Source organism: Nonomuraea sp. NPDC049158 (genome assembly GCF_040648335.1).
GTDB lineage: Bacteria > Actinomycetota > Actinomycetes > Streptosporangiales > Streptosporangiaceae > Nonomuraea.
In genome coordinates this window covers 465,501-489,816 of the sequence record NZ_JBEZDM010000002.1, presented here as the reverse complement: position 1 = coordinate 489,816, position 24,316 = coordinate 465,501, and the positions used below count along the sequence as shown (strand labels likewise).

The following is a 24,316-nucleotide window of genomic DNA, read 5'->3' as shown; positions in this document are numbered from 1 at the left end:
CGGAGGACACTCCCGCGAGGGAGCGCGATGGGGAGCATCGCATCAACCAGGAGGAGATCATGGCCCGCACATTGGCGGAGAAGGTCTGGGAGCAGCATGTCGTGCGCCGCGCCGACGGCGAACCCGACCTCCTCTACATCGACCTGCACCTCATCCACGAGGTGACCAGCCCGCAGGCGTTCGACGGTCTCCGTCTCGCCGGGCGGACCGTGCGCAGGCCTGAGCTCACCATCGCCACCGAAGACCACAACGTGCCGACCGTGCTCGGCCCGATCGCCGACCCGGTGTCCAAGACGCAGGTCGAGACGCTGCGCAAGAACGCCGCCGAGTTCGGCATCCGGCTGCATCCTATGGGTGACGCGGGTCAGGGCGTGGTCCACATCATCGGCCCGCAGTTCGGCCTGACCCAGCCGGGCATGACGATCGTCTGCGGTGACTCCCACACCTCCACGCACGGCGCGTTCGGCGGCATCGCGTTCGGCATCGGCACCTCCGAGGTCGAGCACGTGCTGGCCACCCAGACGCTGCCGGCCTACCGGCCCAAGACGATGGCCATCGAGGTCTCGGGCGAACTGCCCGTCGGCGTCACGGCCAAGGACCTGATCCTGGCCATCATCGCCAAGATCGGCACCGGCGGCGGCCAGGGCTACATCGTCGAATACCGTGGTGAGGCCGTACGCAAGCTCTCCATGGAGGGCCGCATGACGGTCTGCAACATGTCGATCGAGGCCGGTGCCCGCGCGGGCCTGATCGCGCCCGACGAGACCACCTTCGACTACCTCAAGGGCCGTCAGCACGCGCCGACCGGCGAGGCGTGGGACCAGGCCGTCGAATACTGGAAGTCGCTGCGCACCGACGACGACGCCGTGTTCGACAAGGTGGTCGAGATCGACGCCTCGACGCTCACGCCGTACGTCACCTGGGGCACGAACCCGGGCCAGGGCCTGCCGCTGGACGCGTCGGTGCCCAGCCCCGAGGACTTCGCCGACCCGATCGCGCGCTCCTCGGCCGAGCGGGCGCTGGAGTACATGGGCCTCACGGCCGGCACGCCGCTGCGCGAGATCCAGGTCGACACGGTCTTCGTCGGCTCGTGCACCAACGGCCGCATCGAGGACCTGCGCGCCGCCGCCGAGATCCTGCGCGGCCGCCAGGTCACCACCCGCACGCTGATCGTGCCCGGGTCGATGCTGGTCAAGCTCCAGGCCGAGCAGGAGGGCCTGCACGAGGTGTTCAAGGCCGCCGGCGCCGAATGGCGCGAGGCGGGCTGCTCGATGTGCCTCGGCATGAACCCCGACACGCTCCAGCCGGGCGAGCGCAGCGCCTCCACCTCCAACCGCAACTTCGAGGGCCGCCAGGGCAAGGGTGGCCGCACCCATCTGGTGTCGCCGCAGGTCGCCGCCGCGACCGCGGTCACCGGCCGCCTGACCGCCCCCGCCGACCTCGCTTAGGAGAGCCTTCCGATGGACGCTTTCACCACTCACACCGGTACGGCGGTGCCGCTGCGCCGCAGCAACGTCGACACCGACCAGATCATCCCGGCCGTCTGGCTCAAGCAGGTCAGCCGGACCGGGTTCGAGAGGGGCCTGTTCGCCGCCTGGCGCGAGGACCCGACGTTCGTGCTCAACGACCCGGCCTACGAGGGCGCCTCGATCCTCGTCTCAGGTCCCGACTTCGGCACCGGCTCCTCGCGCGAGCACGCCGTGTGGGCCTTGCAGCAGTACGGCTTCCGCGCCGTGATCGCCGCCCGCTTCGGCGACATCTTCCGCAACAACTCCACCAAGATGGGCCTGCTCCCGGTCGTCCTGCCGGGCGACAAGGTCGAGGCGCTGCAGGCGGCCGTCGAGGCCGACCCGGGGCTGGAGGTGACCGTCGACCTGGCGGAGCGCCAGGTCCGCTGGGCCGGGGAGAGCGTCGGTTTCGAGATCGACGACTACACCCGCTGGCGCCTCATGGAGGGCCTCGACGACATCGGACTGACCCTGCGTCATGCCGACGATGTGGCGACGTACGAGAATGGTCGGCAGCCATGGCTGCCGACGACCGTCTAGAAGACGACGAACTGGCGCGGCGGCTGCGCGAAGCGCACCGCCGCGTCCGCATGCTGCCCGCCGCCGAGAAGGAACGGCTGGGCCGCCGTTACGTCGCGATCTGCGATCTGGCCAAGCGGGATCCGGAAAGGGCGGCGGCCCGTCTCGAAGCGTTTCTCGCCGCACTCGACAGCGATTTCGACACGCCACGCGCACCCGAAAACACGCTCGGTGATTGAGTTCCCCCGCGATCCCGCCTACTTTCGAGCGCGTAAGGGGTTTCTACCGAGAACTCATGAGCTGGAACCCCGAGCCGTAACTGGGGGAGCAGACCTTTATGAACAAGCGGGAACTCGTCGACGCCATCGCAGACCGGGTGGGCGACAGGAGGACGGCCACGGAGGCCGTGAACGCGATCATCGACGCCATCCAGAAGGCGGTCGCCAGCGGAGACAAGGTCTCGATCACCGGCTTCGGCGCGTTCGAGATGGTGCACAAGGGGGCCAGGAGCGCCCGTAACCCGTCTACGGGTGCCGAAATCGCGGTCGCGGAGAGCTGGGGACCCAAGTTCCGTCCGGGTTCGGACTTCAAGGAACTCGTGAACGTCGGCGGCAAGAAGCTCTCGAAGAAGAAGTAATCGCGAGAGCCGGCCGGGCGCCCGGTCCCCTGTCGGGGGCCGGGCGTTTCCTTTGATTCCTGGATTCCCGGGGAATCAGGGGAGTGGAAAGGTCGACAGCGTTATGTAGGTGATCTCGTCACCCGTCATCGCGAGGCGGACCCGCTGCCCCGAACGCAGGAGCCGCAGCGGCCCCGCGTCGAAGGCGGGCGTGCCGAACTCCAGCACGGTCCCGTCGTCGAGGAAGACCGAGCCGGAACGCGTCACCGGATCGAAACTGCGTACCGTCGCCTGCATGCGGCCCAGCGTAAACGGTGGGTCCGCGCCCAGCGAGACCCCGGCGCGTCACGAAGGCGGCCGGAGCCCGGCGCGTCACGAGGGCGGCCACAGTTCGGCGACTACCGCCGCGGTGTGCCGTCCCAGTCCCAGGGCGATGGCGGCCCGCAGGTCGTCGGGGGTGTCCACGTCGCGCCTGACCGAGTCGATGTCCTCCGTGCACAGCTCCTTGGCGCCGCCCGCCAGGTGCTTGGCCCGCGACTCCCCGCCGAAGCGCGGCGTGAACGGGCGTCCCGGCCGTACCCCGTAGAAGGTGGTGCCGACGTCGAGCGCGTCGGGCACGAAGGACTGGTCGAACTCCGCGGCGCGGCCCAGCGCGGTGGTCAGCTCCGCCGGGCGCAGGGCGGGCAGGTCGGCCTGCAGGGCGCCGATCCCGTCGCCGGGCGCGACGCGTACGGCGTGCGCCGCGCCCGTGCGCAGGGCGGTGTTCAGGCCACGGTCGGGGTCGTGCACCACCTCGGCCCCCAGCGCGGTCAGTGGCCCGGCGGCGGCCGGGTCGGCGGTCACCACGATTACCCGGGCCACCAGCGGGCAGGAGAGCGCCGCCGCGACGGTGTCGCAGGCGACGGCGACGGCCAGCCGGGTGCGGTGCGGACCCGTGGCGGCCGCCAGCCGAGTCTTGGCCGCGACCAGCGTCTTCACCGGAATGACCAGTGACCAGCGGATGCTCATAGGGTTAAGCATCGCGCCTCGACATCCCATGCGGCCAACCGGGAGACTTGGGGCGCAGACCGTAGGAGGAGATCATGAGCCGCCCCACGCGCCCATCGCGTTTCTGGGAGACCCTGGCCGTAGTGATCGTGAAACCACTGTCATGGCTCCTGATCAAGAAGGACTGGCGCAGGGGAGAGCGCGTTCCCCGCACCGGCGGCATCATCATCGCGACGAATCACCTCTCCTGGACCGACCCCGTGCTGCTGGCCCACTTCCTCTACAACAACGGGCGGTGGCCGGTCATCCTGGCCAAGGCCACCCTGTTCAAGGTGCCGTTCCTGGGCAACGCCGTTCGCTCCCTGCGGGCCATCCCCGTCGAGCGGGGCAGCAACGAGGCGGCCAAGTCGCTGCACGAGTCGGCGGCGCGGCTGAAGGACGGCGCCGCGATCCTCTTCTATCCCGAGGGCACCTGCACCCGCGATCCCGACCTGTGGCCGATGGTCGGCAAGACCGGCGCCGCCAGGCTGGCGCTGGAGAGCGGCGCGCCGGTGATCCCGGTGGCCCACTGGGGCGCGCACGAGCTGCTGCCCTATGGGGAGAAGCGGCCCAGGCTGTTCCCGCGCAAGACCTTCCGCGTGATGGTGGGGCCGCCGGTCGACCTGTCGGCGTACACCGGCCAGGAGCCGCACGCCGACGTGCTGCGCGCGGCCACCCACGACATCGTGATGGCGATCACCGAGCAGCTCGCCGCGCTGCGCGGGCAGAAGGCCCCCGCGGCCCCCTACGACCCGGCCGGGCGGTGACGGCATGACCAAGGTCGCGGTGTTCGGCACCGGATCGTGGGGCACCACGTTCGCGATGATCCTGGCCGAGGCGGGCAACCAGACCGTGCTGTGGGGCCGCCGGCCGGAGCTGGTCGCGGGCATCGAGCGCAGCCACGCGAACCTCGACTACCTGCCCGGCGTGGCGCTGCCCCCGTCGTTGCGCGCGACGACGGACCCCGCTGTAGCGCTCGACGGGGCCGACTTCGTGGTGCTCGCCGTGCCGTCGCAGTCCCTGCGGCCCAACCTGGCCGCCTGGCGTGAGCACATCCCGCGCGAGGCGGTCCTGGTCAGCCTGATGAAGGGCATCGAGCTCGGCACGACCAAGCGGATGAGCGAGGTCATCCGCGAGGTGGCGGGGGTGCACGAGGATCGGGTCGCCGTCGTCTCGGGCCCCAACCTGGCCAAGGAGATCGCCCAGCGCCAGCCCGCCGCCACGGTCGTGGCCTGCGTGGACGAGGGGGTCGCGGCGCGCCTGCAGGCGGTCTGCCATCTGCCGCCGTGGTTCCGGCCCTACACCAACACCGACGTGGTCGGCGTCGAGCTCGGCGGCGCGGTCAAGAACGTGATCGCGCTGGCCGTCGGCGTGGCCTCGGGCATGGGGATGGGCGACAACGTCGGCGCCATGCTGATGACCAGGGGACTGGCCGAGATCTCCCGGCTGGGCGCGGCACTCGGGGCCGACCCGCACACGTTCGCCGGACTGGCCGGGATGGGCGACCTGGTGGCGACCTGCACCTCGCCGCTGTCGCGCAACCGCACGTTCGGCGAGAACCTGGGCCGCGGCATGACGCTCGCCGAGGTCATCGCCGCCACCCGGCAGACCGCCGAGGGCGTCAAGTCGTGCGAGTCGGTCCTGGAGCTGGCCAGGAAGCACGACGTGGAGATGCCGATCACGGAGGTCGTCGTCGGCGTGGTGCACGACGGCATGTCGCCCAGCGAGGCCGGAATGCTGCTCATGTCCCGCTCGCCCAAGCCCGAGCGCTACGGCGTATGACGACGTCACCCGCTCGCTTGTCTCGTTGTCCAGCGCGCGTATGACGACGTCATCCGCGCGCTTGACTCGCTGTCCAGCGTACGCGCCGGTAGATTCGGACCTCATGAGCAAGCCACGCGTCGCCGTCGTTTTCGGAGGTCGCAATTCCGAGCACGCCGTGTCCCTGATGGGAGCCGGCAGTGTCCTGGAGGCGATCGACAGGAGCAAGTACGAGGTGATCCCCATCGGGATCGCCCAGGACGGCAGGTGGGTGCTGGCCGCGTCGGACCAGCGGTTCGCCATCGAGGCCGGCGAGCTGCCCGCCGTCGACACCACGGGCGCGGCCCTGGCGTTGCCCTCCGGCAGCGCCTCACTGGTGGCCTACGACCCGGGCAGCATCCCCGTCGAGCTGGGCAGCGTCGACGTGGTCTTCCCCGTCATGCACGGCCCGTTCGCCGAGGACGGCACGATCCAGGGCCTGCTGGAGATGGCCGGCGTGCGCTATGTGGGCTCCGGCGTGCTGGCCAGCGCGGTGGGCATGGACAAGGCCCACATGAAGACGGTCATGGCCGCCGCGGGACTGCCGATCGGTCGCCATGTGGTGGTACGCGAGCGCGACTGGCGGCTCTACCGGGAGCGGGTGCTGAAGGAGGCCGAGGAGCTCGGCTGGCCGGTGTTCGTCAAGCCCGCCAGGGCCGGGTCGTCGCAGGGCATCTCCAAGGCGCACGACCGGGCCTCGCTGGAGCGCGCCGTCGAGGTCGCCCGCGAGCACGATCCCAAGGTGCTCATCGAGGCCGCCATCGAAGGGCGCGAGATCGAGTGCGCGGTGCTCGAGTCACTCGGCGACGAGCCGGCGATCGCCTCGACGCCGGGCGAGGTCAAGGTCCAGGGCGGTCAGGAGTTCTTCGACTTCGAGGCCAAGTACTACCCCGACCAGATGTCGCTCACCGTGCCCGCCGACCTCCCTGAGGCGGTGGCCGAGGAGTTGCGGGAGATGGCCGTGCGCGCGTTCGAGGCGCTCGACTGCGAGGGGCTGTCGCGGGTCGACTTCTTCTACACGCCCGAGGGGAAGCTGGTCTTCAACGAGATCAACACCATGCCCGGGTTCACCTCGTTGTCGGTGGCGCCGCAGCTGTGGGCCGCCTCGGGGCTGTCGTACCCGGCGCTGGTCGACCGGCTCATCCAGCTCGCCCTGCACCGTTCACCCGGGCTGCGCTGACTACTGGGCTGACTACTGGGCTGACTACTGGGTCGGCTTCTGGGAGGCCGACGCCTGGCTGATCGGCCCCGAGAGGTCCGCGAGAACCGAGGGGGCGACGTGGGTGCCCGCGATCGTGACCTCGACATAGGCGGGGTCCTCGATCGCGGTGTACAGGGTCGGCTTGTCGGGGTCGGCGAACCAGCCCACGCCGTCGATCTCCTGCAACGTGTCGGTCGGGGACATCCGCGCCGGGCGCGGCACACCGCAGCGGAGCGCGATCTCCGCCTCTCCCCAGACCGTGACGTACGGGGAGGTGGGCGTGGACTCACCGCGCGGGGCGCCGTCGAGCGTCTTGGGCAGCCGCCCGGCCAGGCTCTCGCAGGCCGCCGCCGCCTCGCCCTGGGGCGTGGGCGGCTCCACGCGAACGGCACCGCCGCACCCGGCGAGCATCAGCAGGGCGAGCAGGACAGTGGTGCGGCGCATGAACTAGATTTACCTCAAATATGGACGATCGGGCACGTCAGCGTACGTGTGATGCCCTCCACGGCCTGAATCTGGGCGACCACCAGCTTGCCCAGCTCGTCGACGTTGTTGGCCTCCGCGCGCACGATCACGTCGTAGGGGCCGGTGACGTCCTCCGCCTGCGTGACTCCGGGAATGCCGGAAATCTCGCGGGCCACGCTCGCGGCCTTGCCGACCTCGGTCTGAATAAGGATGTAGGCCTGCACCATTACGTCCTCCCGGGCGATTCGATCACGCCGAAGGGCCACCGTACCCTGTGTGCGTCAGGAGGTGCGTCATCACAGTCGGAGATCTCGGCGAATTCGGAGCGGTGTCTCGTATTTCCGGACGATTGCCGCAAGGTGCGACGGTTCTGCTCGGGCCGGGCGACGACGCCGCAATGGTAAGGGCGCCCGACGGGCGCGTCGTGGTGTCTACGGACCTGCTACTCGAGGGTAGGCACTTTCGCCGCGATTGGTCCAGCGGCTACGACGTGGGGCGTAAAGCCGCAGCTCAGAACCTTGCCGACGTGGCCGCGATGGGGGCCGTGCCGACGTCCATCGTGGTCGGCCTGGGGATGCCCGCGGACCTGCCGGTGGAGTGGCTCGACGCGCTCGCCGACGGGTTCCGCGACGAGTGCGCGGTCGTCGGGGCGAGCGTCGTGGGCGGCGACATCGCGCGCGGCGACCTGGTCGTCATCGGGGTGACCGCGCTCGGCGATCTGGGCGGCCGGGCACCGGTGACCCGGTCGGGCGCGCGCCCCGGTCAGGTGGTGGCGGTGGCCGGACGTCTCGGGTACGCCGCCGCGGGGCTGGCACTGCTCGAATCCGGGTGGCCACCTAGCCATCCATCGGAGCAGAGTCGTGCGGAGGCGAGGTCTCCGGGGCCGAGCCGGGTGGAGGGGATGTCCTTCTCTCCGCGGCGAGAGGCGCTCTGGGAGGCTGTGGCCGCGCATCGGCGGCCGTGTCCGCCCTACTCCTCGGGGCCCGAGGCGGCGGAGCTGGGGGCGAGCGCGATGCTCGACGTGAGCGACGGGCTGCTCCAGGACCTCGGGCACATCGCGGTGGCCAGCGGCGTACGCGTCGAGCTGGACCCGGCCGCGTTCGTCGTGGGGGAGCCGGTGGCGGCGGCGGCCGAGCTGCTGGGGGCCGATCCGCTGGACTGGGTGCTGTCGGGCGGTGAGGACCACGCGCTCGCGGCGGTGTTCCCCGCCGGAGTGGCGCTGCCGTCTCCGTGGCGAATCGTGGGGCACGTCGTGGCAGGTCAGGGAGTTCACGTCCGAGGCCGTGAAATTGGTCACGCTGGATGGGATCACTTTGCGTGACAACCCGGCGCGATTTGTGTAAGGTTTGGCGGATTTGGGGTGTGACTACCGGGATTACTGGGACAAAGCCGTAGTAAAGGTGTTATGAAGATTGGCGGCCACTGTAACCTGCAGAAAGGGCAGCCATATGGGCCGCCACGGCACAGGTGGATCCGACGACGAGGATGAATGGGGGAACGAGGGCTCCGACGATTCACAGGAGGACCCCAGGTTCACCACCGACCCCGCCGCGAGGTGGGCCGCCGTCCCGGACCCGACCGCCAAGAGCGCCTTCTGGGGCCCGGACGAGCAAGGAGCCGAGCCACCCGGCTGGCCCTCGCCGCCCGACCAGGTCGAGGTGACGGGCCAGTGGGCGCCGATGCCGAAACGGGAAGGCGGACCGGCCCCGGCCGGCCCCGCTCCCGGCGTACGGCCTGATCCGTTCGAGACGACTGGCGCGTTCGCGCCGCCGCCGCGGTCGAAGGCCGCCGGCCGGCCCCCGGAGTCGTCCTCCGAGCCCCCGAGCATGTTCAGCCGCCCAGAAGGACCCACGGGCGGCTTCACCCGTCCGGAGGGACCCGCAGGCGGCTTCAATGGCCCCGACGGGCCCGCACACGGCTTCACCCATCCGGAAGGGCCCTCAGGCGGCTTCACCGGTCCCGAAGGGCCTTCGGGCGGCTTCGTTCACCCGGCAGGGCCTGCGGACGGCTTCACCCGGCCCGAAGGGGCTTCGGTCCTCCCCTTCATGCGTCCCGATGGGTCAGCCACGCGGTCCCAGGGGCGTCCTGAGGGCTCTGGGGCGTTCCCAGAGGGGCCTTCCGAGACCACGGGGGCGTTCATCATGCCCCCCGAAGGCGGGTTCAACCAGCCGCAGCCGCCGGCGGACGGCGGCCGGTCCGACCGCCCTGAGGGGCCGTTCGAGACGACCGGCGCCTTCACGCGTCCGGAGTGGGACACCCCCGGCCGGCCACCGGGACCCGCCGACGAGCCCGGCTCGAACGAGACGCGTGACTTCAACGAGCCCTTCGGCGCCACCCAGGTCTTCGGTTCCAACGAGGCGTTCGGGCCGCCGCCGAACGAGCCGCCCGCACCGGGCGACATCAAGGTGTACGGCGCGCCGACCATGGTCGACGCCCCCACGCCCGCCTGGGCGGACAGCGCCGACAACGGCTTCCTCGGCTCGGGCTGGTCGTCGGACGAGCCGATCGACGAGCCGGAGCCGCGCCGCCGCCGTGGCCGCAAGAAGCCGCCCGCCGACCCCGACGTGCTCGCCGCGCCTCCCAGCGGCGGGCGGGGCAAGGTGGCGCTGCTCTCCGTCGCCGCCGTGGCGGTCGTCCTCGGCGGTACCGTCGCCGGCGTCAAGATGATGAGCTCCTCGAACGACCCGGCCAAGTGCGCCGGCGCCACCTGCGCCGCCGTACAGGTGACCAACCAGCCGGGCGCGAAGCCCAGCCAGTCCCCGGCGGAGGAGGAGCCCACGGAGGAGCCCTCCGACGAGCCGACCGAGGAGAAGACCAAGGCCGCCGACACCCCGAAGCCGTCGGCCACGGTCAACGTGCGCACGCCGCGCCGTAGCGCCTCCCCGACACCGACGCCGACCAAGACGAAGACGAAGGAACCGGTCAGGCCCACGAGGGAGCCGGTCGAGCCGAGCCCGACGGAGAGCCTCACGGAGGAGCCGACCGACGAGGCCACGACGATCAACGACCCCGACACCCCGAGCGGCACTGTCACGACGGCCCCCGTACCCACCGACCCGGCCCAGGCCGCGGGCGGTCAGTCGGTGAGCCTGAACTTCGACGTGGTCAACCAGGGGCTGGTCGGCTACACCGCGCACCTGGACGTCGTCAACTCCTCCCTGGAGGCGCTGCCATCGCTCACGGTGTCCCTGCCGATCCGCGGCCGGGTGCTGGATGTGAAGGGCGCCGGGTGGACGCAGGACGGGGATCAGCTGATCATCGACCTGACCGACTCGCTCGCCACGGGCGGCACCGCCCAGCTGACGATCTCGGCGACGGGCCGGGGCGCCGCGCCGGCGAACTGCGGCCTGGTGGGCGGCGACTGCGCCGTCAGCTAGCCGGCCACCCCGGCGGGGGATGGTTGGATGGGGATATGACGGTTACGACCCCTCCATGCGTGCTGACCGTCGCCGGATCCGATTCCGGCGGCGGGGCGGGCATTCAGGCCGACCTCAAGACCATGCTCGCCTTGGGCGTCCACGGCATGAGCGTCATCGCGGCGGTCACCGCGCAGAACTCGCTCGGCGTCCAGGGCTACTGGGAGCTGCCGCCCGAGGCCGTACGGGCGCAGCTCGACTCGGTGCTCGGCGACATCGGTGCGCGGTCGGTCAAGACCGGCATGCTGGCCTCGCCGGGACTGGTCGAGGTGGTGGCGGCGGCGCTCGGCTCGTACTCCGCGCCGGTGGTGGTCGATCCGGTCGGCGTGTCGAAGCACGGCGACCCGCTGCTGGCGCCCGAGGCCGTCGAGACGGTCAAGACGCGGCTGCTGCCGGTCGCCACCGTCGTCACGCCCAACCTGTGGGAGGTCGAGCAGCTCACCTCGGTCAAGGTCGAGGACGAGGACGGCCTGCGCCGCGCGGCCGACGCCATCCTGGAACTGGGCCCCACCTGGGCCCTGATCAAGGGCGGCCACCTGCCCGGCGAGCCGGTCGACCTGCTCACGGACGGGACGAGCGAATATCGCTTCTCGGCGCCGCGCCTGGACAACCGGCACACGCACGGCACGGGCTGTACGCTCGCCTCGGCCATCGCCTCCCACCTCGCGCTGGGGGACGACGTGCCCACGGCGGTGGGCAAGGCGAAGGAGTACGTGACGGGCGCCATCGCCAAGGGCTTCCCGCTCGGCGACGGCATCGGCCCGGTCGACCACGCCTGGCGCTGGCGCTGACCCGAGCCATCCCTGACGTCGAGCTACCTCAGACACGGCGAAAGCCCGCCGCTCGGTGTCGAGCAGGCGGGCTTTGGCGAAAGTCGGGACCGGCTAGCGGGTGACCTTGCCGGCCTTGATGCACGAGGTGCACACGTTGAGCTTCTTCGGCGTGCCGCCGATGACCGCGCGGACCGTCTGGATGTTGGGGTTCCAACGACGGCGGGTGCGGCGGTGCGAGTGGGACACGTTGTTGCCGAAGGTCGGCCCCTTGCGGCAGACATCGCAGACGGAAGCCACGGTATCGCTCCTTAAAACAGTCGATGTAGCCCTGTCCGCGTGATGCTTTCCGGGCGAAGGGCATGCCGGGACAACCGGCCAGCCAGACGAGGATATCCGATCCGCGCCACTGGGCGCGAACCGCGAGCACTAGACGGGCTCAGATGCGGAGATATCCTCCTGCATTAACGGTAGCGCATGCGGGGAGGTCGGAGCGCGCAGATGGAGGTTCTCGACCCGCCCGCGGTACGCCGCTGGGCTCGCCTCGCCGCCGACGCGCTGGGTGGCGCCAGGGCGGAGATCGACGCGCTCAACGTGTTCCCGGTCGCGGACGGCGACACCGGCACCAACCTGCACCTGACCGTGCTCTCCGCGGCCGAGGCCGTCGAGGCGCTGCCCGACGACGTGGACGCCGCGGTGATGTGGCAGACGCTCTCCTACGGCGCGCTGATCGGCGCCAGGGGCAACTCGGGGGTCATCGTCAGCCAGGCGCTGCGCGGGCTCGCGGAGGTGCTCAAGGACGGCGCCGACTTACGCGCCGGGCTGCTGCGGGCCGCCACCTTGGCCAGGGAGGCCGTGGCCAGGCCGGTCGAGGGCACCGTGCTGAGCGTGCTGGAGGCGGCGGCGCGGGCCGTACAGGAAGTGAAGGGCGATCTCGCGGCGGTCGCGCGGCGGGCGGCCGGTGCGGCGCGGGCGGCGCTGCGGCGTACGCCCGAGCAGCTGGACGTGCTGGCGCGCAGTGGTGTCGTGGACGCCGGCGGCGCCGGGCTGGCGATCATCCTGGAGTCGCTCGAACGGGTGATCACCGGCTCGAACAGCGACCGCTACGACGTGCCCGCGCCGACCTCGCGGATCTCGCCGATGACCGAGGTGGGGGCCGGCTACGAGGTGATGTACCTGCTCGACGCCGACGACGCCGCGGTGGCCAAGCTGCGCGAGGAGCTCGACGCGATGGGCGACTCGCTCGTCGTGGTCGGCGGCGAGGGCCTGTGGAACGTCCACGTCCACGTCGGCGAGGCGGGCCCCGCGGTCGAGGCGGCGCTGCGGGCGGGCCGGCCGCACCGGATCAGGATCACCTACCTGGCCGAGCGTACGCACCGGGCCAGCGCGGGCCGGGGCGTGGTCGCGGTGGCGGCGGGCGACGGGATCGCGGCGCTGTTCGAGGAGTGCGGCGCGGTGGTGGTACGCCGCGCCCCCGGCACGCGGCCCACGCTGCCCGCGATGCTGGCCGCCATCCGGGAGGCGGGCGGCGAGGTGGCGGTGCTGCCGAACGACGAGGGCGCCGGGGCGGTGGCGACCGCGGCGGCCGAGATCGCCCGTGAGGACGGCGTGGTGGTCAGTGTGCTGCCCACCAGGGCCACCGTGCAGGGTCTGGCCGCGCTGGCCGTACACGATCCGCTGCGCCGCTTCGACGACGACGTGGTGGCCATGACCGACGCGGCCGGGCACACGCGCCACGGGCACCTGGTGGTGGCCGACCGCGAGGCGGTGACGAGCGCGGGCGTGTGCCGTCCCGGCGACGTGCTCGGGCTGATCGACGGCGACGTGTCGGTGATCGGCGGCAAGCTGGCGGAGGTGGCCACGCTCGTCGTGGACCGGATGGTGGCGGGCGGCGGCGAACTGGTCACCCTGGTCACGGGGGCCGACGCGCCGGTGGGCCTGGCCGGGCATGTCGAGGCCCACCTCAGGGTCATCAGGCCCGACGTGGACCTGGTCGTCTACGACGGAGAGCAGGGCGGTTATCCACTGCTCATCGGTGTCGAATGATTCCTGTCGGCCGCAGGCGGTAGAACATAGTCCCGTGAGCCGTTTCGACGAGCCCCTGACGAAAGCGCTCGACCCCAAGACCGCCAAGCTGCTGCACAGCGTGCTCGGCCTGGAGACGGTCGGCGACCTGCTGCGCCATTATCCGCGCCGCTACGCCGAGCGCGGGGAGCTGACCTCGCTCGACGCGCTGGAGGTCGACGAGCACGTCACCGTGGTCGGCGAGGTCACGAGGCTGATGCGCAAGCCCATGCGCAACCGCGGCGGCACCTGGCTGGAGGTCGAGGTCGTCGACGGCGGGCGCAACAAGATCTACCTGTCGTTCTTCGGCAAGGGCTCCCACGTGGCCGAGTCGCGGCTCAAGCCGGGGCGGCGGGGGATGTTCGCCGGGAAGGTGGGCATGTTCGGGTCCAGGGCCACGCCGCGGTGGCAGCTGTCGCACCCGGAGTTCGAGCTGTTCGACGAGGGGGAGGCGAGCGCCGAGGACTTCGCGGCGGCGCCCGTCCCGATCTACCCGGCGGGCAAGGACCTCACGCCGTGGGCGATCAGGCGGGCGATCGGCGTGGTGCTCGACACGCTCGGGCCTCTCGACGATCCGCTGCCCGCCGAGCTGCGGGACCGGCGCGGGCTGGAGGGGCTGGCCGAGGCGCTGGTGTCCATCCACCGGCCGAAGGACTTCGGCGACATGCGGCGGGCGCGTGAGCGGCTGAAGTTCGACGAGGCGTTCGTCCTGCAGGCTGTGCTGCTGCAGCGCAGGCAGGCGGCGACCGCGTGGCCCGCCAGGCCCCGGCCCCGGCGCGCCGACGGCCTGCTGGCCGACTTCGACGGGCGGCTGCCGTTCTCGCTCACCGAGGGGCAGGCGCTGGTCGGCGAGGAGATCGCGGCGGACCTGGCGCTCGAGCACCCCATGCACCGGCTGCTGCAGGGCGAGGTGGGCGCGGGCAAGACCGTGGTGGCCCTGCGCGCGATGCTGCAGGTGGTCGACGCGGGCGGCCAGGCCGTGCTGCTGGCGCCCACCGAGGTGCTGGCCCAGCAGCATCACCGCTCGATCAGCGGCATGCTGGGCGACCTCGCGCAGGGCGGCATGTTCGGCGGCACGGCCGTCACCCTGCTCACCGGCTCCATGAACGCCGCCGGGCGCAGGTCCGCGCTGCTCGACGCCGCCTCCGGCACCGCGGGCATCGTCGTGGGCACGCACGCCCTGCTCCAGGAGCACGTCCAGTTCGCCGACCTGGGGCTGGTCGTGGTCGACGAGCAGCACCGGTTCGGCGTGGAGCAGCGTGACGCGCTGCGCGAGAAGGCCGGCGGCGGCCGTCCGCACGTGCTGGTCATGACCGCCACCCCGATCCCGCGTACGGTCGCCATGACGGTGTTCGGCGACCTGGAGGTCTCGACGCTGTCGCAGCTCCCCTCGGGCCGCGCGCCGATCACCACCCATGTCGTGCCCGCCGCCGAGAAGCCGCACTTCCTGGAGCGCACCTGGGAGCGGGTCCGCGAGGAGGTGGCCCTCGGCAGGCAGGCCTACATCGTCTGCCCGCGCATCGGCGACCTGGAGGGCGACGAGGGGGATCTGCAGGCGCCGCCGTCCGACGAGGAGCGGCGCCCGCCGCTGGCCGTCCTCGACGTGGCCGAGCTGCTGTCCGGCGGCCCCTTCCGCGACCTGCGGCTGGGCGTCCTGCACGGCAAGCTCCCGCCGGAGGAGAAGGACGCGATCATGCGCGCGTTCACCCGTGGCGAGCTCGACGTCCTCGTCGCCACCACGGTCATCGAGGTCGGCGTCGACGTGCCCAACTCGTCCGTCATGATCATCATGGACGCCGACCGCTTCGGCGTCTCCCAGCTCCACCAGCTGCGCGGCCGGGTCGGCCGGGGCGGACTGCCCGGCCTCTGCCTGCTGATCTCGGACTTCCCCGAGGGCACCCCCGCCCGAGCCCGTCTGTCGGCCGTGGCGGCGACCCTCGACGGCTTCGAGCTGTCCCGCGTGGACCTCGAACAACGCCGCGAAGGCGACGTCCTGGGCGCGGCTCAGTCGGGCAAGCGCTCGTCCTTGAAGCTGCTCCAGCTCCTCCGCGACGAGGACGTCATAGAGGCGGCCAGAGACGAGGCCGCGGCCCTGCTGACCGCCGACCCGGACCTGAAGTCCCACGACGCTTTGCGCGCGGAGATAGACCGCCTGCTGGCGGACGAAAAAGCGGATTATCTGGAAAAGACCTGACGCGTACGGCGCCGCAGGTAGGCCACGGAATCTGAGTAAGGATCGCACGTAACGGCGCCCGGCCCTGTGCGGGTTCAGCGGCCGTTTTCCTGGAGGCCCTCAGCCACGTATGGCGGGTGGCGGCCAACCCGGCCGTGCCGTAAAAAAGAAAAAGCCCTTGATCTTGATATGGTTCCCAGCCGCGGGGACGGCCTCCCCCCGAATGCCGTCCCCGGCTGGGCCCACCCTCGGGTCAGGTGCCGAGGGAACCGGCGTGCGGAAGGGCTCACGATCACGCCGGTCGGCCTCCAACTGGGTCACCTTGAAGGCCGCAGGACCCATCATGCGAGACGCTCACCGCGATGGGAATCACCCTTGCTTACTCGAGGCTGACACTTGTCCACTCTTGACCTGCGCCGACATGCGGGACAATGGCCCTCATGACTCGGATCATCGCGGGGAGCGCGGGTGGCAGGCGGCTGGCCGTGCCGCCGGGGCGCGGGACGAGACCGACCAGTGACAGGGCGCGAGAAGGGATCTTCTTGACCCTCGACTCGCTGCACGGGCTGGCGGGCGCCCGGGTGATCGATCTGTACGCGGGCTCGGGGGCCGTCGGGCTGGAGGCGCTGTCCCGGGGGGCGGCCCACGCCGTGCTCGTCGAGTCCGACCCGAGGGCCGTCCGCACGATCAAGGCGAACGTCGAGACGCTGGCGCTCGACGGGGCGCGGGTGGTGGCCGACAAGGTCGAGCGGTTCCTGGCGAAGCCCGAGGATGGGGGATACGACATAGTTTTCGCGGATCCGCCCTATGCCGTCACCGACGACGAGGTCACGCGCGTACTGGAGTCGCTGCGTGACAACGGCTGGCTGACCGATGGGGCTTTGGTGGCGTTCGAGCGGGAAAGCAGGGGAAAAGCCCTGGTGTGGCCCGAAGGCTACGCAGAGGAGAGGGTCCGTCGCTACGGCGAAGCATCCGTTTGGTACGGTCGCGCCGCCGGGAACCCGTAGACCTGGGGAGGCGTTTTGCGCCGCGTTGTCTGCCCGGGGTCGTTCGACCCCATCACCAACGGCCACCTCGACATCATCGGCCGGGCTGCCCGGCTGTACGACGAGGTGACCGTGGCAGTGCTCATCAACCTCGAGAAGAGCGGCCTGTTCACGGTCGACGAGCGGATCGAGGTCCTGCACACCGTGACCAAGGAGTACGCGAACGTCAAGGTGCAGAAATTCCATGGCCTGCTCGTAGACTTCTGCAAGCAGAACGACATCCCCGCCATCGTCAAGGGGATCAGGGTGGTCAGCGACTTCGACTACGAGCTGCAGATGGCACAGCTGAACTATCGGTTGTCCGGGGTCGAGACGCTGTTCATGCCGACCAACCCCGAGTACTCCTTCCTGTCCTCCAGCCGGGTCAAGGAGATCGCCCGATACGGTGGTGACGTGTCCGGACTGGTGCCTGACCTGGTGCACGAGCTCCTCATCGAGCGGCTCAGGAGCTGACACCGACCTGCTATCCTTTTGTTTCGGCCTTGTACGACGGCGACATTTCGCCATGCCTAGCGAGAGCAGATGACTCAGCACCTCGACCCCCGCTCCCCTTGGGTGATCTCCACTCACGACCTGGGTAGGCGACCGGGCTCGATGAAGCGGATGACCCTGTCCCTCCCGGCACCGGTGAATCTCGGCGTCGACATGATCGGTGTCCCCAAGGACGCCGATGTCGAGCTGGATCTCCGGCTCGAAGCAGTGATGGAAGGCGTGCTCGTCTCGGGCGTGGCGCGCGCCCCGCTCGCCGGGGAGTGCGCGCGGTGTCTCGACCCGGTCACCTCGGAGATCGAGGTCGACCTGCAGGAGCTGTTCTTCTACTCCGACGAGGACGCCTCGGAGGAGGATTCACTGCTCGACGGTGAGCTGCTCGACCTCGAGCCGACGTTCCGCGACGCGGCGGTGCTCGCACTGCCGCTGAGCCCCGTCTGCGGTGAAGACTGCGCGGGTCTCTGCACGGAATGCGGGGTCAAGCTGGCCGAGGCCGGCGACGATCACCGGCACGAGAAGATCGACGCTCGCTGGGCGTCGTTGCAAGGTCTGGTTACCGAGAACGATAACGATCAGGAGAAGTGACGTGGCCGTCCCGAAGCGAAAGATGTCGCGGAGCAACACCCGCGCCCGTCGCTCCCAGTGGAAGACGACTGCTGTCGCCCTGGTGAGCTGCCCGCAGTGCCGTTCGCCGAAGCAGCCGCACATCGCGTGCCCCACCTGCGGCACCTACAACCGCCGCCAGGTGATCGAGCCGTCCGCCTGATCGCACCTCCTGGTGAGCGGACCATGACCGCTCGAAGGGTTGACGCACTGCCGACCGGGTGCCATTGTGCCCCGGTCGGCGTTACCGTCTGACGCGTGCGGTGGCGGTTCGCCCGCGGCCGTGGTGGACGCCGGGGTTTGGTCCCCCCGACGCCCACCACGTTTTCGGGCATCTTCCGCAGCCGTCGCGCCATGTGAAGATGTCCGAGGAGGAATCACGTGGGCGCAGGTCCTAAGCCGGTGGCCGTCGAGGTCGCCCGAGAAGAGCTGGAGCGGGTGCTGCTGGTCGGCCTCGGTTCCGACATCCTGGAGCGGGCGCTGACCCACCGCTCCTACGCGTACGAGAACGGTGGCCTGCCCACCAACGAGCGCCTGGAGTTCCTCGGCGACTCGGTGCTCGGCCTCGTCGTGACCGACACCCTCTACCGCAACCACCCCGACCTGCCCGAAGGCCAGCTGGCCAAGCTGCGGGCCGCGGTGGTCAACATGCGTGCCCTGGCCGATGTGGCCCGCACGCTCGGCCTGGGCCGGTTCCTGCGGCTCGGCAGGGGCGAAGAGGGCACCGGCGGCCGCGACAAGTCCTCGATCCTGGCCGACACGCTGGAGGCGCTGATCGGCGCCGTCTACGTCGACAAGGGCCTCGACGAGGCGTTCCGGGTCGTGCATCTGCTGTTCGACCCGCTGATCGTCCGCTCGGCCTCGCTGGGCGCCGGTCTCGACTGGAAGACCTCGCTGCAGGAGCTCACCGCCTCAGAGGCGCTCGGCGTGCCCGAATACCACGTCGAGGAGAGCGGCCCCGACCACGCCAAGTCGTTCACCGCCGAAGTGCGGGTGGGCGGCGAGTCCTACGGCTCGGGCACCGGACGCAGCAAGAAGGAAGCCGAGCAGCAGGCGGCCGAGGCGGCGTGGACCCGCATCAGGGCCCGCCGCGAGCAGCGCGAGAGCCAGCCGGCGGGCTAGGTGCCAGAGCTGCCGGAGGTCGAGGTCGTCCGCCGCGGCCTCGCCGAATGGGTCACCGGCCGGGAGATCGCCTCAGCCGAGGTGCTCCATCCCCGCGCCACCAGGCGGCACGTGCCGGGCGTCGAGGAGTTCTGCGCGCGCCTGAGAGGCCGTACGGTGCTCTCCGCGGAGCGCCGTGGCAAATACCTGTGGCTGCCGCTCTCGGGCGACGACGAGGCGCTCCTGGCTCACCTGGGCATGAGCGGCCAGCTGCTCATCGTGCCGCCCGACTCGCCGCTGGAGAAGCATCTACGCGTACGCCTCAGCTTCGCCGACGGCGGCTCCGACCTCCGCTTCGTGGACCAGCGAACCTTCGGCCACGTCATGCTCACTCCCCTGGTCGGGGGCATCCCCGCGCCGATCGCGCACATAGCCCCCGACCCGTTCGAGAAGGCGTTCGACGAGGCCGCCTTCGCCACGAACCTGCGCAAGAAGAAGACCGAGATCAAACGGGCCCTGCTCGACCAGTCCTTGATCAGCGGGGTCGGCAACATCTACGCCGACGAGGCGCTCTGGCTGGCGAAACTCCACTGGGCCCGGCCCACCCAGACCCTCACCCGCCCCAAGATCGCCGAGCTCCTGGCCGCGGTCCGCCAGGTCATGGGCGCCGCCCTCCTCCAGGGCGGGACGTCCTTCGACAGCCTGTACGTCAACGTCAACGGGGAGAGCGGCTACTTCGAGCGCTCCCTGGAGGTCTACGGCCGGCGCGACCAGCCCTGCTCCCGCTGCGGCACCCCGATCAGGCGCGACCCGTTCATGAACCGCTCGTCCTACAGCTGCCCGACCTGCCAGCGCAAGCCTCGCTGAGCGAGCCCTCCGCGTGATCGTCTTGGACCGGAGGCCCTTGGGGTGATCGGTGTTCGGCTTGCGTAAAGGAAAAAGGGGGATCCCATGGTGCGGTTGACAGTGTGGGTGCGGGGGCGAGTGCAGGGTGTGGGCTTCCGGTGGTGGACGCGCGCACGGGCTCTGGAGCTCGGACTCACGGGCTGGGCGCGGAACGCGGCCGACGGCCGGGTGGAGATAGTGGCGGAAGGCACACAAGAGTCCTGCGTCAAGCTGCTGGAGCTGCTCAGAGGTTGCGACACGCCGGGCAGAGTCGATGGAGTGGTGGAACGATGGAGCGAAGCCCGAGGTAGTTTGGGAGGGTTTGCGGAGAGGTGAGGGGTTTCGTTAAACAGCTCAAATAGGGTATAGTTGTATGTCGGGAGTGCCCGGGGGTAGGTCTCTGCGGTTTGTTCGACTTGACCGCCCACACTGCCGGTGCGACTCTTGTTAGGTACCACGCGCACCCCTCCCGCGGAATAAGAAGTGCGCGAACCAGTCTGGTCACTCAGCGTGGAGGACCCTTTACCATGGCGAAGGCTCTACTCGGCCACGTCGGCGGTCCTGACCCTCGAATGGTCTCGGAGATGCGCCGTCTGCAACAGCGGATCCGGGATTTGGAGGCAGAACTCATCCGACTCCAGGCCACGAATGACGCTCTTGCGGCGCAAACCCGCGACGAGGCGCTCAGCCGTATGCAAGAGCGCGAGCCGGCACTCACCTAAGAGTGTCCGGAGCGCACGACACCCCAGGGACGTCTCGAAGAGGCGTCCCTTGTTATTTGCTTATTCCCTAGAGTTTTGTGCCTCCTTTACCAGCCCGGCGCGGCCTCGACTGCACTAGCCCTCATGGGGCAGTGAAGACCAGTAGGCTTTTCGAAGTCGGTTCTGGGAGAAGGGGGCGTGGTCTTGCACCTGAAGACCCTCACCCTGCGCGGCTTCAAGTCGTTCGCCTCCGCGACCGCCCTGCGCTTCGAGCCCGGCATCACCTGCGTGGTGGGCCCCAACGGTTCCGGCAAGTCCAATGTCGTCGACGCCCTGGCCTGGGTCATGGGCGAGCACAGCGCCAAGTCGCTGCGCGGCGGCAAGATGGAGGACGTCATCTTCGCCGGCACCTCCTCCCGGCCGCCCCTCGGCCGGGCCGAGGTGACGCTGACCATCGACAACTCCGACGGCGCGCTGTCGATCGACTACACCGAGGTCACGATCAGCCGCCTGATGTTCAGGTCGGGCCAGAGCGAATACGCCATCAACGGCGACACCTGCCGCCTGCTCGACATCCAGGAGCTGCTGTCCGACTCGGGCATCGGCCGTGAGATGCACGTCATCGTCGGCCAGGGCCAACTCGACGCCGTGCTCCACGCGGGCCCCGAAGACCGGCGCGCGTTCATCGAAGAGGCCGCGGGCGTCCTCAAGCACCGCAAGCGCAAGGAGAAGGCGCTTCGCAAGCTCGACGCCATGCAGGCCAACCTCACCCGCGTCCAGGACCTCGCCACCGAGCTGCGCCGCCAGCTCAAGCCGCTCGGCCGCCAGGCGGAGATCGCCCGCAAGGCCGCCGTCATCCAGGCGGACCTGCGCGACGCGCGGCTGCGCCTGCTGGCCGACGACGTGTGCGTCCTGCGCGAGACGCTGGAGCGCGAGGCCGCCGACGAGGCGGCGATCCTGGGCCGGCGCACCAGGGTGGAGTCCGAGCTGGCCGAGGGCCAGCAGCGGGAGGCCGCTCTGGAGAGCGCCGAGGCCGAGGCCCAGCCCCGGCTGAGCGCCGCCCAGGAGACCTACTTCCGGCTCTCCTCCCTGCGCGAACGCATCACCGGCCTCGAACAACTGGCCGCCGAACGGCACCGGCACGCGCTCGACGCGGCCGCCATCGAGCGGCGCGGGCGCGACCCGGAGGAGCTCGAACGCGAGGCGGCCGAGGTACGCGAGCACGAGCTGATCCTCCGCGCGGAGCTGGAGCGCGCCCAGGACCTGCTGGAAGAGGCGGTCCAGCGACGCGCCGAGTCCGAGGCCGAGCTGAGCGCCGAGGAGCAGCGGCTCGCGATGGCCTCACGGGCCGCCGCCGACCGGCGCGAGGGCCTGGCCAAACTGCGCGGCCAGGTCGATTCCGTACGCAGCAGGGCCCGTGCCGCCGAAGACGAGATCGGCCGCCTCACCCGCGCCGTGACCGAGGCCGCCGGACGTGAGCGCCAGGCCCGTGAGGACCTGGAGGCGCGGCGGCTGGAGGAGCCCGCCGTCGACCCGGCGCTGGCCGCGGAGCTGGTCACCGCGCAGTCGCTGGTCGACGAGGCCAAGGCGGCGGCCGACGAGGCGCGCGCCGCGGTCGAGCAGGCCAAGTCCGCGCTCGACGCGCCGCGAGCGGCTCTTCAGTCCGCCAGATCGGGCATCGCCACGGCCCGCGCCACCGACCAGGAGGCCCAGCGCTCCGTGGCCGCCCTCCGGGCCCGCTGCGAGGCCCTGGAGCTCGGCCTGGCCAAGGGCGACGGCGGCGCGGCCCTCCTTGAAACCGACCTGGCCGGCGTGCTCGGTCCGCTGGCGGCGTCGATGCAGGTCACCCCGGGCGCCGAGCCGGCGGTCGCGGCCGTGCTCGGACCGATCGCCGACGCCATCGCCGTCAAGACGGTGGACACCGCGATCGGCGCCCTCGAACTGCTCCGCGTCAAGGAGGCGGGCCAGGCGACCCTCCTGGTGGCGGGCTCCGGCGGCCGGGCCGCTGATCAGGCGCGCCCGGCCGCGCCCGAGGGGAGTCGTTGGGTCGCCGCGCTGGTGACGGTGCCCGGACACCTCAGGGCCGCCCTCGACCACGTGCTGGCCGACGTCGTCGTCGTGGACGACCTCGACGCCGCCCGCGCGATCGTGGACCGCCATCCCGGGCTGCGGGCCGTGACCAGAGGCGGCGACCTCGTCGGCGCCCATCTGGCCAGCGGCGGCTCCGAGGGCGGCACCTCCGTGCTGCAGGTACGCGCGGCGCTCGACGACGCCGTCGCGGACCTGGAGGAGGCCGAGGGCAGGGCCGAGGAGACCGCCGCCGCCCAAGAGGAGGCCGCGGAAGCCGAGCAGGCCGCGCAGCTGGCCCTGGAGTCGGCCCAGAGCCAGGTCAACGAGGCGCAGACCGCCGCGGGCACCGCACAGGCCGGGGTCAACGCCGCCCAGGGCGCGCTCGACCAGGTCAGAGCCAGGCAGCGGGAGGCCGACCAGCGCAACGCCGCGGCGGCCAAGCGGCTGGCCCAGCTCGAAGCCGCCGCCGACGCCGCGCGCGCCGAGGCCCAGCGCCTCGCCAAGAGCGTCACGACGGCTGAGGAGTCCCGCGCCGAAGGGCTGGAGGAGCTGGCCGAGCTGGAGATCCGGCTGGCCGAGGCCGAATACGCGCAGGAGCTGGAGACCGAGCCGACCACCGACCTGCGCGACGAGCTGGCCGGCACCTGCCAGGTCGCCAGGCAGCGCGAGATGGAGACCCGCCTGCAGGTCCGCACCGCGGAGGAGCGGGTCAAGGGCATCGAGGGCCGGGCCGACGGCCTGATCAGGGCGGCCCAGCGCGAACGCCACGAACGCGCCGAGGCAGCCGCCCAGCGGGCCAGGCGCCGGCGGCAGGCCGCGGTGGCCGAGGCCGTGAGCAATGGCGCCAAGCAGGTGCTCAAGGTCCTGGGGACGTCCATCCAGCTCGCCGCCCGCGAACGCGACGAGGCCGACCTGGCCCGCGTCGCGATCGACGCCGAGCTCAAGCAGGTCCGCCTGCACGTACGCGAGCTGGGCCAGGAGCTCGACAAGCTGGTCAACCGGGTCCACGGCAGCGCGGTCGCCCGCACCGAGCAGCGGCTCCGCCTCGAACAGCTCCAGCAGCGCGCCCTGGAGGAGTTCGGCGTCGAGCCCGAGTCCCTGATCTCCGAGTACGGCCCGGAGGCCCCGGTCCCCGGCGACCCGCCCGTCCCCTACGTACGCGAGGAGCAGGAGAAGCGGGCCAAGATCGCCGAGAAGCAGATGAACCAGCTCGGCAAGGTCAACCCGCTCGCCCTGGAGGAGTTCGCGGCGCTGGAGGAGCGGCACGCCTTCCTCAACTCGCAGCTCGAAGACCTCAAGAAGACCCGGCGCGACCTGCTGCTGGTGGTCAAGGAGGTCGACGACCGGGTGGAGCAGATGTTCTCCTCCGCCTACGAGGACGTGGCGCGGGAGTTCGAGCAGATCTTCACCAGGGTGTTCCCCGGGGGCGACGGCCGCCTGGTGCTGACCGAGCCCGGCGACATGCTGACCACCGGCATCGAGGTCGAGGCCCGGCCGCCCGGCAAGAAGGTCAAGCGGCTGTCGCTGCTGTCGGGCGGGGAGCGGTCGCTGACCGCGGTGGCGTTCCTGATCTCCATCTTCAAGGCGCGGCCCTCCCCGTTCTACGTGATGGACGAGGTGGAGGCGGCCCTCGACGACACCAACACGCAGCGCCTGCTACGGCTCTTCGAGGAGCTGCGGCAGAGCTCCCAGCTGATCGTCATCACCCACAACAAGCGGACGATGGAGATCGCCGACGCCCTCTACGGCGTGTCGATGCGCGGCGACGGCGTCACCCAGGTGGTCAGCCAGCGGCTCCGGGAGCGCGAGTCCGCCTGACATCGTCCCGGTCCCGGGCGTTCGGTCCTGATGGTCCGGTGTTGA

Annotated in this window: 26 protein-coding genes; 21 read left to right on the top strand and 5 right to left on the bottom strand. The window is 70.9% G+C overall.

The window, feature by feature from the left end; all coding sequences use genetic code 11:
* Positions 1–59: 59 nt before the first annotated feature.
* The 4 genes from leuC (at position 60) to AB0B61_RS06460 (ending at position 2,664) form a co-directional block, all read left to right on the top strand.
* Entirely contained in the window at positions 60–1,448 is a 1,389-nt protein-coding gene (leuC, locus tag AB0B61_RS06475; protein ID WP_225291989.1) for a 3-isopropylmalate dehydratase large subunit, read from the top strand.
* Positions 1,449–1,460: 12 nt separating this feature from the next.
* The gene (leuD, locus tag AB0B61_RS06470) at positions 1,461–2,048 is read left to right on the top strand and encodes a 3-isopropylmalate dehydratase small subunit (RefSeq protein ID WP_358428871.1); all 588 of its coding nucleotides are present in this window, start codon (positions 1,461–1,463) and stop codon (positions 2,046–2,048) included.
* Positions 2,027–2,266, top strand: a complete 240-nt coding sequence (locus tag AB0B61_RS06465) for a hypothetical protein (RefSeq protein ID WP_358428868.1) — start codon at positions 2,027–2,029, stop codon at positions 2,264–2,266. Before leuD ends, AB0B61_RS06465 begins: the two co-directional genes overlap by 22 nt.
* Positions 2,267–2,364: 98 nt before the next feature.
* A complete protein-coding gene (locus AB0B61_RS06460) occupies positions 2,365–2,664 on the top strand; it encodes an HU family DNA-binding protein (RefSeq protein WP_357643719.1) in 300 nt (99 codons plus the stop codon).
* Between the two features lie 75 nt (positions 2,665–2,739).
* Here AB0B61_RS06460 and AB0B61_RS06455 read toward each other — a convergent pair whose 3' ends face one another.
* The gene (locus AB0B61_RS06455) at positions 2,740–2,940 is read right to left on the bottom strand and encodes a hypothetical protein (protein WP_357643721.1); all 201 of its coding nucleotides are present in this window, start codon (positions 2,938–2,940) and stop codon (positions 2,740–2,742) included.
* A gap of 75 nt (positions 2,941–3,015) precedes the next feature.
* Positions 3,016–3,651: a 2-phospho-L-lactate guanylyltransferase gene (cofC, locus tag AB0B61_RS06450; protein WP_358428865.1), complete on the bottom strand. Its 636-nt coding sequence runs from the start codon at positions 3,649–3,651 to the stop codon at positions 3,016–3,018.
* Between the two features lie 74 nt (positions 3,652–3,725).
* Between cofC and AB0B61_RS06445 the strand changes: the two genes are divergently transcribed.
* From AB0B61_RS06445 to AB0B61_RS06435, 3 genes are all read left to right on the top strand, one after another.
* The gene (locus AB0B61_RS06445; protein WP_358428862.1) at positions 3,726–4,436 is read left to right on the top strand and encodes a lysophospholipid acyltransferase family protein; all 711 of its coding nucleotides are present in this window, start codon (positions 3,726–3,728) and stop codon (positions 4,434–4,436) included.
* A gap of 4 nt (positions 4,437–4,440) precedes the next feature.
* A complete protein-coding gene (locus AB0B61_RS06440) occupies positions 4,441–5,451 on the top strand; it encodes an NAD(P)H-dependent glycerol-3-phosphate dehydrogenase (protein ID WP_358428859.1) in 1,011 nt (336 codons plus the stop codon).
* 103 nt (positions 5,452–5,554) lie between these two features.
* Positions 5,555–6,649: a D-alanine--D-alanine ligase family protein gene (locus tag AB0B61_RS06435; protein WP_358428856.1), complete on the top strand. Its 1,095-nt coding sequence runs from the start codon at positions 5,555–5,557 to the stop codon at positions 6,647–6,649.
* Between the two features lie 24 nt (positions 6,650–6,673).
* Here the strand turns inward: AB0B61_RS06435 and AB0B61_RS06430 are convergent, their stop codons facing one another.
* Entirely contained in the window at positions 6,674–7,114 is a 441-nt protein-coding gene (locus AB0B61_RS06430) for a DUF3515 domain-containing protein (protein WP_358428853.1), read from the bottom strand.
* Positions 7,115–7,128: 14 nt separating this feature from the next.
* Complete coding sequence (locus AB0B61_RS06425) at positions 7,129–7,362, bottom strand: Lrp/AsnC ligand binding domain-containing protein (RefSeq protein ID WP_225291979.1); 234 nt, start codon at positions 7,360–7,362, stop codon at positions 7,129–7,131.
* A 47-nt stretch (positions 7,363–7,409) separates the two neighbouring features.
* Here AB0B61_RS06425 and AB0B61_RS06420 point away from each other — a divergent pair, with 47 nt between their 5' ends.
* The 3 genes from AB0B61_RS06420 (at position 7,410) to thiD (ending at position 11,342) form a co-directional block, all read left to right on the top strand.
* On the top strand, positions 7,410–8,456 hold the full coding sequence (locus AB0B61_RS06420; RefSeq protein WP_358428850.1) for a thiamine-phosphate kinase: 1,047 nt from the start codon (positions 7,410–7,412) through the stop codon (positions 8,454–8,456).
* Between the two features lie 127 nt (positions 8,457–8,583).
* Positions 8,584–10,512 (top strand): hypothetical protein, encoded by a 1,929-nt coding sequence (locus AB0B61_RS06415; protein WP_358428847.1) that lies wholly within the window; start codon positions 8,584–8,586, stop codon positions 10,510–10,512.
* 35 nt (positions 10,513–10,547) lie between these two features.
* A complete protein-coding gene (gene thiD, locus AB0B61_RS06410; protein WP_358428844.1) occupies positions 10,548–11,342 on the top strand; it encodes a bifunctional hydroxymethylpyrimidine kinase/phosphomethylpyrimidine kinase in 795 nt (264 codons plus the stop codon).
* A 93-nt stretch (positions 11,343–11,435) separates the two neighbouring features.
* Here the strand turns inward: thiD and rpmB are convergent, their stop codons facing one another.
* Complete coding sequence (gene rpmB / locus AB0B61_RS06405) at positions 11,436–11,621, bottom strand: 50S ribosomal protein L28 (protein WP_049556934.1); 186 nt, start codon at positions 11,619–11,621, stop codon at positions 11,436–11,438.
* A gap of 201 nt (positions 11,622–11,822) precedes the next feature.
* On the opposite strand from rpmB, the gene AB0B61_RS06400 reads away from it, so the two are divergent.
* The 11 genes from AB0B61_RS06400 (at position 11,823) to smc (ending at position 24,271) form a co-directional block, all read left to right on the top strand.
* On the top strand, positions 11,823–13,367 hold the full coding sequence (locus AB0B61_RS06400; protein ID WP_358428841.1) for a DAK2 domain-containing protein: 1,545 nt from the start codon (positions 11,823–11,825) through the stop codon (positions 13,365–13,367).
* A gap of 34 nt (positions 13,368–13,401) precedes the next feature.
* Positions 13,402–15,579: an ATP-dependent DNA helicase RecG gene (gene recG / locus AB0B61_RS06395; RefSeq protein ID WP_358428838.1), complete on the top strand. Its 2,178-nt coding sequence runs from the start codon at positions 13,402–13,404 to the stop codon at positions 15,577–15,579.
* Positions 15,580–15,998: 419 nt separating this feature from the next.
* Complete coding sequence (gene rsmD / locus AB0B61_RS06390) at positions 15,999–16,565, top strand: 16S rRNA (guanine(966)-N(2))-methyltransferase RsmD (RefSeq protein WP_358428835.1); 567 nt, start codon at positions 15,999–16,001, stop codon at positions 16,563–16,565.
* Positions 16,566–16,580: 15 nt separating this feature from the next.
* Entirely contained in the window at positions 16,581–17,057 is a 477-nt protein-coding gene (gene coaD / locus AB0B61_RS06385) for a pantetheine-phosphate adenylyltransferase (protein ID WP_219530151.1), read from the top strand.
* Between the two features lie 69 nt (positions 17,058–17,126).
* Positions 17,127–17,678: a YceD family protein gene (locus tag AB0B61_RS06380; RefSeq protein WP_358428832.1), complete on the top strand. Its 552-nt coding sequence runs from the start codon at positions 17,127–17,129 to the stop codon at positions 17,676–17,678.
* 1 nt (position 17,679) lies between these two features.
* A complete protein-coding gene (rpmF, locus tag AB0B61_RS06375) occupies positions 17,680–17,859 on the top strand; it encodes a 50S ribosomal protein L32 (RefSeq protein WP_033409409.1) in 180 nt (59 codons plus the stop codon).
* A 239-nt stretch (positions 17,860–18,098) separates the two neighbouring features.
* A complete protein-coding gene (rnc, locus tag AB0B61_RS06370) occupies positions 18,099–18,818 on the top strand; it encodes a ribonuclease III (RefSeq protein ID WP_358429333.1) in 720 nt (239 codons plus the stop codon).
* Positions 18,819–19,664 carry a bifunctional DNA-formamidopyrimidine glycosylase/DNA-(apurinic or apyrimidinic site) lyase gene (gene mutM / locus AB0B61_RS06365; protein ID WP_358428829.1) on the top strand — a complete coding sequence of 282 codons (846 nt, stop codon included), beginning with the start codon at positions 18,819–18,821 and terminating at the stop codon, positions 19,662–19,664.
* 84 nt (positions 19,665–19,748) lie between these two features.
* Positions 19,749–20,018 (top strand): acylphosphatase, encoded by a 270-nt coding sequence (locus AB0B61_RS06360; RefSeq protein ID WP_358428826.1) that lies wholly within the window; start codon positions 19,749–19,751, stop codon positions 20,016–20,018.
* A gap of 191 nt (positions 20,019–20,209) precedes the next feature.
* On the top strand, positions 20,210–20,404 hold the full coding sequence (locus AB0B61_RS06355) for a hypothetical protein (protein WP_090938435.1): 195 nt from the start codon (positions 20,210–20,212) through the stop codon (positions 20,402–20,404).
* Positions 20,405–20,587: 183 nt separating this feature from the next.
* On the top strand, positions 20,588–24,271 hold the full coding sequence (smc, locus tag AB0B61_RS06350) for a chromosome segregation protein SMC (protein ID WP_358429331.1): 3,684 nt from the start codon (positions 20,588–20,590) through the stop codon (positions 24,269–24,271).
* Positions 24,272–24,316: the final 45 nt, after the last annotated feature.